General features: G+C 75.3%; 7 protein-coding genes. 3 read left to right on the top strand and 4 right to left on the bottom strand.

The features are described 5' to 3' along the window. Positions 1–109 precede the first annotated feature (109 nt). Both ABT008_RS30180 and ABT008_RS30175 read left to right on the top strand, forming a co-directional pair. Positions 110–469, top strand: a complete 360-nt coding sequence (locus ABT008_RS30180; protein WP_350700674.1) for a PadR family transcriptional regulator — start codon at positions 110–112, stop codon at positions 467–469. After that, entirely contained in the window at positions 466–1,443 is a 978-nt protein-coding gene (locus ABT008_RS30175) for a hypothetical protein (protein ID WP_350700673.1), read from the top strand. Before ABT008_RS30180 ends, ABT008_RS30175 begins: the two co-directional genes overlap by 4 nt. 437 nt (positions 1,444–1,880) lie before the next feature. Here the strand turns inward: ABT008_RS30175 and mptB (ABT008_RS30170) are convergent, their stop codons facing one another. Both mptB (ABT008_RS30170) and mptB (ABT008_RS30165) read right to left on the bottom strand, forming a co-directional pair. Next, complete coding sequence (gene mptB / locus ABT008_RS30170) at positions 1,881–3,833, bottom strand: polyprenol phosphomannose-dependent alpha 1,6 mannosyltransferase MptB (protein ID WP_350700671.1); 1,953 nt, start codon at positions 3,831–3,833, stop codon at positions 1,881–1,883. 14 nt (positions 3,834–3,847) lie between these two features. Beyond that, complete coding sequence (gene mptB, locus ABT008_RS30165) at positions 3,848–5,248, bottom strand: polyprenol phosphomannose-dependent alpha 1,6 mannosyltransferase MptB (RefSeq protein ID WP_350700670.1); 1,401 nt, start codon at positions 5,246–5,248, stop codon at positions 3,848–3,850. A gap of 44 nt (positions 5,249–5,292) precedes the next feature. Here mptB (ABT008_RS30165) and ABT008_RS30160 point away from each other — a divergent pair, with 44 nt between their 5' ends. Beyond that, positions 5,293–7,083, top strand: coding sequence for a hypothetical protein (locus tag ABT008_RS30160; RefSeq protein ID WP_350700668.1), 1,791 nt, complete (start codon positions 5,293–5,295; stop codon positions 7,081–7,083). Between the two features lie 41 nt (positions 7,084–7,124). Here the strand turns inward: ABT008_RS30160 and ABT008_RS30155 are convergent, their stop codons facing one another. Both ABT008_RS30155 and ABT008_RS30150 read right to left on the bottom strand, forming a co-directional pair. After that, the gene (locus tag ABT008_RS30155; RefSeq protein WP_350700666.1) at positions 7,125–10,247 is read right to left on the bottom strand and encodes a bifunctional [glutamine synthetase] adenylyltransferase/[glutamine synthetase]-adenylyl-L-tyrosine phosphorylase; all 3,123 of its coding nucleotides are present in this window, start codon (positions 10,245–10,247) and stop codon (positions 7,125–7,127) included. Continuing rightward, positions 10,247–11,014 carry a type 1 glutamine amidotransferase gene (locus ABT008_RS30150; RefSeq protein ID WP_350700664.1) on the bottom strand — a complete coding sequence of 256 codons (768 nt, stop codon included), beginning with the start codon at positions 11,012–11,014 and terminating at the stop codon, positions 10,247–10,249. Before ABT008_RS30150 ends, ABT008_RS30155 begins: the two co-directional genes overlap by 1 nt. Positions 11,015–11,157: the final 143 nt, after the last annotated feature.

Below are 11,157 nucleotides of genomic sequence, written 5' to 3'. Positions count from 1 at the left end.
TTCTCGTCTTGCTCCGCTCCTGGGTCCGGCGGCCGCCCCCCCCCCCCGCCCCCCCCCCCCGACCGTGTTACGGGCAACGGCATACCTTCGCGTCCGATATATTGCTGGCGTGGACACACCGTTGCGCGAACCGACCTTCCTCATCCTCACCGCGCTGGCCCGCGAGCCGATGCACGGGTACGCGATCATCGGTGAGGTGGCCGCCCTCTCCGACGGACGGCTCTCGCTGCGCCCCGGCACCCTCTACGGCGCACTCGACCGACTGACCGACGCCGGCCTGGTGGAACTCGACCGCGAGGAGACCGTCGACGGTCGACTGCGGCGCTACTACCGGCTCTCCCCCACCGGAGGCAGCACGCTCGCCGCCGAGACCGAACGGCTGCGGCGCAACGTCGAGGCGGCCACCGCGCGGCTGCGCGCCCGCCCGGTGCGACCGCTGGCCCCGCGTACCGCCGAGGGCCTGGCATGACCGGGTTGGAACGCCGCTACCGGCACCTGCTGCGGGCCTACCCGGCGGACTACCGCCGCGAGCGGGGCGAGGAGATCGTCGGCACGTACCTCGACCTCGCCGATCCGGGACGGCGCTGGCCGTCGGTCGCGGACGCCGCCGACCTCGTGCGGGGTGGCCTCCGTCAGCGCCTCCGGGCCGCCGGGGCCGGCGACGTGGTCCCCGGCGTACGTCTCGCCGCCCTGCTCGCCCTGGCCACCGCCGCCTTCCTCGCCGCCTTCTGGGCACTCGCCGAGGTGCAGCCGCCACCCGCCGCGTGGGGCCTGCCGAGCTTCGGGCCGTTCGTCTCGATCGGCATCGTCGCGTGGTCCGCCTGGCTGGTCGCCGTGCTGCTCGTGCTCGTCGCACCGGGCCGACCCGCCCGGCTCGGGATCACCGTGGCGGTGCTGGCGACCACGGCGCTGCCGGTGGTGAGCCTGGTCCTCGACGTGCCCCGTCCACCGTTGTACGTGCTGGTGCCGCAGATCGCCCTCGGGGTGCTGGCACTCGCGCTGGACAGTCAACCGTCGCTGCCGACCCGGGCGCTGCCGATCACGGCGGCACTCGGCGGTGCCGCCACGGCTGCCGTCCTGATCGGGCAGTCCTACTGGGGCTGGTACGGCTGGACGGCCGAGCAACTCCTGCCGGCCACCGGCGGGGTGCTGCTGGCGGTCGCCGTGCTACTCGCCGTCGGACTGACCATGCGGCAGGACCGGCGGGGCCAGTGGGCCGTGGTGGCTCTGCTCACCCCGATCGGTCTGCTCAGCGTGCACATCCTGGCCGGCATGGTGGCCGGTCTCGGCGGTGCGCCACGCCCGACGTACCCGACCATGATCGCCGCCGCCCTGGCCGTCGGCCTGCTCGGGCCGGCCCTGCTGCCGATCACGGTCGCCCTGCGCCGCCGTCGCACCCCCGCGCCTGCGGCGTCCTGCCCGACCTGCGGCCCACACCGCTGACCGGCGCACCACCTCGCCCGCACCCGCCGCGTGCACGACCTCGCCGACACCTGACGCCGCACACGCACCCAGGTACCCGCCGCACGCCTGCTCCCGCCCTAGTTGATCACGACGGCCCGGGTCTTCCGTCCACCTGCACGCACTGGCGCGCGTCGTGCCGGGCGGCGACGGCGGACGCCGCGCCGGGACGGCGACAGCGGACGCTGTGTGGGGGCGGCGGGTCGTGCCGGGCGGCGACGGCAGACGCCGTGCGGGGGCGGCGACAGCGGACGCCGCGCCGAGCAGCGACAGCGGACGCTGTGCGGGGGCGGCGGGTCGTGCCGGACCGGCGGGAGGACGGTGGCAGGGGTGATCGGCCGGGGACTGGCGTGGGTGGGTAGATCTGTTGTCGCTGGAGCGACAACAGATCTACCCACCTCCCCACGGGTTGACGAGACTCAGCGCAGTTCGCGGACCCGGCGCAGCCGGGGCAGGAACCGGACCGCCAGCACGACCACCAGCAGGGTCATCGCCACCGCGCCGGGCGCCTTCACCAGCCGGGCCAGGTTCGTGCCATCCGGCAGAGCGAGGAAGGACGCCGCCGCGACGGGCACCACGAACCAGGTGGTCCGGATCGCCGCCACCGCCAGCAGCGCCAGCGGCCACGTCGCGTACCAGGGATGGAACACCGGGGCGAGCACGACGGTGAGGACCAGCGCCAGCCCGGCCCCGAACAGCACCACCCGGAAGCGGGCCTCCCCCGCACCGGCCAGCTCCGCCCCGGCCGCGTCCACACCGGCCGCCTCTCCGCCGGCCACCTCCGCGCTGGGCAGCCCTACCCCAGGCAGCCCCATCCCAGGCAGCCCCATCCCAGGCAGCCCCATCCCAGGCAGCCCCACCCCAGGCAGCCCCACCCCAGGCAGCCCCACCCCGGGCGGGCCGACGTCCGGCAGGCCGGCGCCGGGCGCAGCGGCACCAGGCGGGCGTGGCGCTGCGGCGGTGATGCCAAGCCGGCCGGAGTCCCGGGCGGACATGGCGATGGTGAAACCGGAGCCGCGCAGCGTCGACCAGGTACGCCACCAGAGCAGCACCAGCAGGACCGCCAGCAGCGCCAGCGCCACGATCCGGGCCACCGGCACACCGACGGCTGGCAGCCCGACCGCTCCACCGAGGTAGTCGACGACCATGCCGACGGCGGTCGGCGGTGACGTCCACTGCACCGTGTCGCCGCTGCTGCCCAGTCCACCGATCCAGCCCAGCCCGAGACCGGACACCAGCGAGGACACCAGCAGCGCGCCCACCACACCGGCGGCGAGCGTGCCGCCGTCGCGCAGCAGCGCCGCCAGCGTGTACCGGCCACGGACCGCCGCCAGCGCCGCGAACGGCAGCACCACCACGGCGGTCGCCTTCACCGAGACCGCCAGGCCGAGCAGCACCCCAGCGGCCACCAATGCTCCGACCGCAGGCCACCCCGCGACCCCCACCGGTAGCCCGCCGCCGGGCCACCCCGCGACGCCCACCGGCAGCCCGCCGCCCGACGCCCCAGCGACGCCCGGCGGCACCCTGGCGGTCGACGGCCGATCCGCGCCGGACGTCCCCCCGCCGGTCGACGGCCCAGCACCGCCGGGCAGAGCAGCAATACCCGACGTCCCAGCGATGCCCGACGACCCCGCGACGCCCGGCGACACGCCAGCGGCCGACGTCGGGCGGCGGACGAGCAGCAGGAGGCCGAGCAGGAGCAGGCCGAGCATCACCGCGTCGTTGTGGGCGCCGGAGACCAGGTGCACGCCGACCAGCGGGCAGGCGAGCACCAGCCAGGTCGCCCGCGCGGGCGGCACCCCCGCCGCCCGCGCCAGGCCGGGCAGGCAGGCTGCCGCCAGCAGCAGGCCGGACACCGCCAGCACCCGCAACAGCGCCAGCGTGCCGGCCAGGCTGCCGCCGAGGACCACGGCGAGCGCGGCGAGGAGGACGAAGAACGGGCCGTACGGTGCCGCCGTGTCCCGCCACACCGGGGCGACCGCGTCCAGCCATGGACAGCCCGCCTCGGCCACACCGGTGGCGTACGGGTCACCGCCGTCGGCGTAGACCCAGCCCTGGCAGGCGTACGAGTAGAGGTCCCGGCTGCCCAGCGGCGCGCTGAACAGCAGCGGCACGGTCCACAGGGCGGCGGTGCGCACCGCCCACCCGGTCGACGGGGCGCCACCGCGCAGCGTCCACCAGGCGCCCACCATGGCAGTGGTGCCGAGCAGCCAGAGCAGCACGGTCGGAACGGGGTGCCAGAGCCGGGCGGTGGCGTCGGGCAGGGCGCCGCCGACGTACGCGGAGACGGTGAGGGCGACCGCTCCCAGCAGGCCGACATATCGGACGCGGCGGTCCCGGGTGGAGGCGGGTCGGACGCCGGTCTCGGTCACCGGCGTGCCTCTCCTCAGTCGACGGGAACCGGGCGGCGGGCCGCCCGAGCCGACCGTACCAAGCGGACCGCCACCCAGATCACGAACAGCGTCATCAGCGGCGCACCCACCGTCTTGGTGTACCGGGGCAGGCCGGTGCCGTCGGCCAGCACCTGGAACGCGGCGAACACCGTCACCGCGCTGAACCACCAGGTGCGGTGGGCGGTGGCGGCGAGCAGCGCCAGCGGCCAGAACCAGTACCAGGGGTGGAACAGCGGCGCCAACGCGACCGTGGCGGTCAACGCCAGCGCGGCGTGCCAGAGCGGCTCGCGGTGACGTGCCCGGAACCACAGCCACACCAGCAGCGCCGCCAGCACCACCATGCCGATCCCCCGGGTCACCGGCAGCGCGTCGACGTGCAGGCCGAACGGCAGCAGCACGTACCCGACGGTCTGCCCGACGGCGGTCGGCGGCGAGGTCCAGGCGATCACCTCGTTGCCGTGCGACAGGCCGGTGATCCAGCCGAGGTTCAGTCCGGCGCCCAGGGTCACCCCGACCAGCGTCGCCACCGCGCCGCCGACCACCGGGGTGCCATGGCGCAGCAGCCCGCGCAGGGAGAACCCGCCACCGATCGCGAGCAGCGCCGCGAACGGGACCACCACCAGGGCGGTCACCTTGATCCCGGCGGCCATGCCGAGCACGATCCCACCGGCCAGCAGCGGCCACGGCCGGGCCGGTCGACTGACCACGATGGCCAGGCCGGCCACCATGAACCCGACCATCAACGCGTCGTTGTGCACCCCGGAGATCAGGTGTACGCCCACCAGCGGGCCGGCCAGCGCCAGCCAGAGTGCCCGGCCGACCGGTACCCCGCAGTGGCGGGCCAGCACCGGCAGGCTCACCGCCGTCAGCAGCACACCGGCGACCGCGAGTACCCGGAACAGCGCGATGCTGGCGATCAGCGAGCCGGTCGCGGCGACGATCGCGCCGGAGAGCACCACGAACAGCGGCCCGTACGGTGCCGGGGTGTCCCGCCAGATGAACGACATGGTGTCCAGCCACGGACACGGCAACGTGGAGACGCCGTACTCGTACGGGCTGATGCCGTTGGCGAAACTCGCCCCCTGACAGGCGTACGCGTAGGCGTCCCGGCTGCCCAGCGGCGGCGTGAACAGGAACGGCACGAGCCAGAGCCCGGCGGTGACCAGCGCCCAGCGCGCCGACGGCACCCGGTCCCGCAACGTCCACCACGCGAACGCCATCGCGGCCGTACCGAACAGCCACAACGCGATGATCAGCGGTCCGTACGGCCCCTGCCAGATGCGCAGCGGAGTGGGCCGCAGATCGCCGTCGGGCAGGGCACCGCCGAGGAACGCTGCCACGGAGAGCATGATCGATCCGGCCAGTCCGGTCCAGCGCACGAGGTGATGGGGCACGTCCGACATGCTGCCAGTACCGTGAGCGCGGTACGGAGGTGGGCATGCGGGGCAGTCGGGTGGTGGCGCTGGCCGCCGCGTGCGCCGGGGCGCTCGGTGTGGCGTACCTCATCCTTCCGGCGATGGGTTCGGACCTGGCGGCGCAGGTGGCCCGGGCCGACTTCTTCGCCGCACACGGCGCGACCCCGGTCGACCTGCGCTGGTACGCGGGGGTCCAGCAGTTCGGCTACAGCCTGCTGACCCAGCCGGTGATGGCCCTGCTCGGGGTACGCCTCACCGGCGTGATCGCGGTGATCGCCGCGGCGGCCCTCTTCGCCGCACTGCTGGTCCGCACCGGGGTACCCCGGCCGCTGCTCGGCAGCCTGGTCGGGGTGGTCACCATCGCCGGGAACCTGGTCTCCGGCCGGGTGACGTACGGCCTCGGGGTGGCCTTCGGCCTCGCCGCCCTGCTCGCCCTCACCTGGCGCCGCGGATCGCCTGCCGGCTCGTCCGTGCCCGACGGCGCGGCCCGTGCCGGAAGTCGGGGCCTGGGCGCCAGCATCGGCAGCTCGTGGCGACCGCTCGTGGTGGCCGGGGCGGCGGCGCTGCTGGCGTCGGCGGCCAGTCCGGTGGCCGGGCTCTTCGTCGGCCTCGCCGGGGTCGCCGTGCTGCTGTCCGGCCGGTACGCCGACGGGTTGACCGTCGCGGTCGCGGCGGCGGTACCGCTGGGTGCGACCGCGTTGCTGTTCGGTGACGGCGGCTGGATGAACATCAGCCGGACCGACACCATCCGGGCGACGGTGACCGCCCTGCTGGTGGCCGTGCTGGTCGGCTACCGCCCGGTGCGGTCGGGGGCGTTGCTGGCAGCGGGCGGGGTGGTCGCGGCGGCGCTGGTGCACACTCCGGTCGGGCTGAACGCCACCCGCCTGGCGACCATGTTCGCCCTGCCGATCCTGGCCGCCGCCGCCCGTCCCCCCGCCTGGCTGGCCCGCTCGGCGCGCCACCTCCGCATCGCACCGCGATCCGACGCCCCGATCGAGCCCGGCCCTCCGATCCAGGCCGGCCCTCCGATCCAGGCCGGCCGATCGGTCCAGGCCGGCCCATCGACCCAGCCCGACCTCGTCGGACCTCCCGCAGCATCGACGCGGCCGAAGCGGCGGGGCGTGGCGGCGGTGGCGGCGCTCGCCGTGCTGCTGGCGGCGGTGTGCTGGTGGCAGCCACCGGTCGTCTCCGCCGACCTGCGCAGCATCGGTGACCCGACCAGCCAGCCGAGCTACTACGCGCCACTGCGCGCCGAACTCGACCGGCGCGGGCTGACCGGGCGGGTGGAGGTGCCGCCCACCCGCAACTACTGGGAGGCCGCCCGGATGGGTGACGTGCCGCTGGCCCGGGGCTGGCTGCGGCAGGCGGACATCGACCGCAACCCGATCTTCTTCACCACCGTGCCCGGGGCCGCCGGCACCGGCGTACCGCTGACCGCCGACAGCTACCGGGCCTGGCTCGACGAGTACGCCGTGCAGTACGTCGCGGTTCCCGACGCGCCACTGTCCTGGGTCGGTCGCGCCGAGGCCGAGTTGGTGACCGCCGGCCTGACGTACCTGACCGAGGTCTGGTCCGACCCCAACTGGCGGCTGTACGCGGTGACCGACCCGACTCCCCTGGTCGGTGCCCCGGCCGCACTGGTCCGCGCAGGCGGCGCCGCGGTCACCTTTCGCACCTCGGACGCGGGCACGGTGCCGGTCCGGGTGCGGCACAGCCGGTGGCTGACCGCGTCCGGCGGCGCCACCGTCACCGCCGACGGGGACTGGACGACGGTCACGGTGCCGCGCGCCGGCACGTACACCCTCGGTAGTTGATCGGGCACTGCGGTCGTCGGGTGTTAATAAGGTGCCCTTCCTTACGTCTCCAGGACGCGTTCCATGGCGGTGCGGGAGCGGCGGCCGGTGCGCAGGTACTCGTCGAGGAACTCGCCCGGGTCGTCGCGACCGAGCAGCCGGACCACGCCGGCCAGTTCCACGCCGTGCCGGGGCAGTTGGTCGCCGGCCCGGCCCCGGACCAGCATGAGGGCGTTGCGGACCTGGGCGGCCAGGGTCCAGCCGGCCGTCATCGCCTCGGCGTCCGCCGGGTCGATCAGGCCGGCGTCGCGGGCGGCGGCGAGGGCGTCGAGGGTACGGGTGCCGCGCAGCGACGGGTGGGCACCGGCGTGCCGCAACTGGAGCAGCTGCACCGCCCACTCGACGTCGGCGAGGCCGCCTCGGCCCAGTTTGGTGTGGGTGGCCGGGTCGGCGCCCCGGGGCAGTCGTTCGGTCTCCACCCGGGCCTTGATCCGGCGGATCTCGATGATCTGTTCCCGGGTGAGGCCGTCGGCCGGGTAACGGACCGGATCGACGAGTTGCTCGAACCGGGTGCCCAGGTCGGCGTCGCCGCAGACGCAGCGGGCCCGCAGCAGCGCCTGGGCCTCCCAGACCCGGGACCAGCGGGCGTAGTACTGCTGGTAGGCGGCGAGGCTGCGGACCAGGGGCCCCTGTCGGCCCTCGGGGCGCAGGTCGGCGTCGACGCCGAGGGCCGGGTCGGGTGCCGGCATGCCGAGCAGGCGGCGCAGTTCCTCGGCGATGGCGTGGGCAGCGGCGCTCGCCGCGCTCTCGGCGACGCCCTCGGGGGCCTCGTAGACGAAGAGGACGTCGGCGTCGGAGAGGTAGTTCGACTCGTACCCGCCGAGGCGGCCCATGCCGATCACCGCGAACTTCAAGTCGGGCATGGTGGGCTGGGCGGCGCGGGCGGTCCGCAGCGCGGCGGCCAGGGTGGCGTCGGTGACGGCGGCCAGTGCGGTGCCGACGGTGATGATGTCGCCGAGCGTCGAGCGGTCCGTGTCGGGGCGGGTGGGGGTCAGCGAGCCGGCGCGGCTGAGCACGTCGGCACAGGCGAGCCGGAGCAGTTCCCGGCGGCGCAGCGCGCGGACCGCCCGGATCGCCTCGACCGGGTCGGTGTGTCGGGCCGCCGCGGCGGCGAACCCGTCGCCGAGCACCTCGCGGGGCCGGGGGGTCAGCTCGCTCTCCTCGGCCAGCAGGCGCAGCGACTCGGGTTCCCGGCTCAGCAGGTCGGCGACGTACCGGGAGGAGGAGAGCACCCGGGCCAGCCGGCGGGCCACCGGGCCGGAGTCGCGCAGCAGGCGCAGATACCAGGGGGTGCTGCCGAGGGAGTCGGAGACCTGGCGGTAGTTGAGCAGGCCCCGGTCGGGTTCCGGGGCGTCGGCGAACTCACTGAGCAGCACCGGCAGCAGGGTGCGCTGGATGGCGGCGGTGCGGCTCACCCCGCCGGTGAGGGCCTGGAGGTGACGCAGCGCCCCGGCCGGGTCGGCGAATCCGAGGATCTCCAGCCGGTTACGGGCCGCCTCCGGGGTCAGCCGCAGACCGTCGGCGGGTACCCGGGCCACCGACTCCAGCAGCGGCCGGTAGAGCAGTTTGGCGTGCAGTCGGCGTACCTCGGTGGCGTGGGTGACCCACTCGGCGCGGAACTCCTCGACGGCGCTACGTCCCGGCGTGGCGGTGTAGCCGAGCGCGGTGGCCAGCCAACGCAGCGCGCCCGGCTCGGTCGGCACGGTGTGGGTGCGCCGCAGGCCCTGGAGTTGCAGGCGGTGCTCGACGCCGCGCAGGAAGCGGTAGCCGCGCAGCAGCGCCTCCCCGTCGGCCCGGCCGACGTAGCCGCCGGTGACCAGCGCCCGCAGGGCGGGGATGGTGCCGGGTGCGCGCAGTGTCTCGTCGCCCCGGCCGTGCACGAGTTGCAGCAACTGCACCGCGAACTCGATGTCGCGCAGGCCGCCGGGGCCGCGCTTGATCTCGCGTTCCTGCTCCTTGGCCGGGATGTTGTCGATGATCTTGCGACGCATGGACCGGACGTCCTCGACCGCCTCGGGCCGCTCGGCGGCGTGCCAGAGCAGCGGCGCCAGCTCGTCGATCCACTTCCGGCCGAGCGCCAGGTCACCGGCGGCCGGGCGGGCCTTGAGCAGCGCCTGGAACTCCCAGGTGCGGGCCCAGCGCCGGTAGTACGCCAGGTGGCTGGCGAGCGTACGCACCAGCGGCCCCCGGTTGCCCTCGGGACGCAGCGCGGCATCGACCGGCCAGGCGACCAGCCCGCAGATGTGGATCAGCCGGGTGGCGACGGTGGTGGCCGCCGTCAGGTCGTCGTCCTCGGCGGCCACGAAGATCACGTCGACGTCCGAGACGTAGTTCAGCTCGCCGCCGCCGCACTTGCCCATCGCCACCACACCCAGGCGGGGCCTGCGGGTGCCCTCGGGCAGCTCGGCCACGGCGGTCGCGTAGGCGGCGGAGAGGGTGGCGTCGGCCAGCGTGGAGAGCGCCGCCATGGTCTGTTCCAGGCCGCGTCCGCCGGTCAGGTCGGCCGCCGCGACCCGCAGCAACGCCAGCCGGTACGCCCGGCGCAGCACCGCCACCGGGTTGCCCTCGCCGGTCAGGTCCAGCCGCCCGTCGGCGGTCGGGGCGAGCCCGTCCGCCTCGGTGCGCAGCACCGTCCACTGGTCCGGGTTGGCGACGAGGTGGTCGCCCAGCGCCGAGGAGGCGCCCAGCACGGCGATCAGTCGACGGCGCAGCCCCGGGTCGTCGTGCAGCGCGCCCAGCAGCTGCGACCCGACGCCGATGCCACCGGTCGGCGCGGCGGCGGCCGCCGGGTCACCGTCGCCGGAGGCGGTGGCGGTGGCTCGTCCCGGTCCGGCGCCACGCTGGCGTACCGCCGCGCCGGTGCCGCCGCTCGTGCCGGCCACGGCACGGCGCTCGGCCTCCACCATCCGGTGCAGTTGGCGCAGCGCCAGGTCCGGGTCGGCGGCCCGGGACAGCGCGGTGAGCAGCTCCCGGGCCTGGTCGCCGGTGGGTTCCTGGGTCTGCGGGCGCCACAGGTCGAGCCCGTCCGGGCCGAGCAGGTCGGCGGCGCGGGCGCCGAGGTCGTCGTCGGTGATGCCGAAGCCGTACCGGGCGAGCCGGCCGGTGGCGTTGCTCGGGCGGCCCATCAGTGCCCGAGCAGCGGCAGGCTGCGGCGCGACCCGCTGTCGTCCAGTTCGCCCAGGGCCAGGGCGGCGAACCGGGCGGCGAAGGGCTGCCAGACGTCCTCGATGTCGGCCAGCACCGCGGCGCAGGCGGCGACGACCAGCTCCGGGTCGTAGTCGAGCTCGGCCAGCACCGCCGAGTCGGTCGCCCACTCGGCGATCATGTCGGCGTCGCACTCGATGTGGAACTGCAGGCCCCAGGCCCGGTCGCCGAGGCGGAACGCCTGGTGCGGAAAGCGGGTGGAGGCGGCCAGCAGCGTCGCGCCGGCCGGCAGTTCGGTGATCTCGTCGGTGTGCCACTGGAGCACGTCGGGGATCAGCGGGACGTACCGGAACAGCGGGTCGTTCTCGGCGGCATCACGCCGGCCGACCACGGCGGGGCCCACCTCCGGCCCGGACGTGCTGCGCTCGACGGTGCCGGCGTGCGCGGTGGCGAGCAGTTGCGCACCGAGGCAGACCCCGAGTGTCGGGACGCGGTGCCGGACGGCCTTGCGGAGCAGCCCCTCCACCGCCGGCAGCCAGGGCGCGCCGGGCTTGCCGTCCGGGTACGGGTAGGCCTGCTGGTCGCCGCCGAGCACCACCAGCGCGGCGTACCCGTCGAGGTCGGCGGGGAGCGGGTCGCCCGCGTGCGGGCGGGTCACCGACAGCTCCAGACCGGCCTCGGTCAGCCACTCGCCGAGCCGTCGCGCATCGTCGGTCGGGTCGTTCTCGATCACCAACGCGGTAGCCACGCTGTCGAGGCTATCCGGTCTCGCCGACGGACCCGGCGCGCGGGACCGGTGCGGTGTCCAGGAACGTTGGCGGTGTCGCGGCGAGGTCCAGGCGGCGGTCCGGCAAGGCGGAGTCGGGCCTGGATACCGGTGTTGTATCCAGG

The sequence above is a fragment of the Micromonospora sp. NPDC002389 genome, assembly GCF_040296095.1.
GTDB lineage: Bacteria > Actinomycetota > Actinomycetes > Mycobacteriales > Micromonosporaceae > Micromonospora.
Note: the sequence above shows the minus strand (reverse complement) of the source record. Positions and strands in the feature narration are given on the sequence as shown.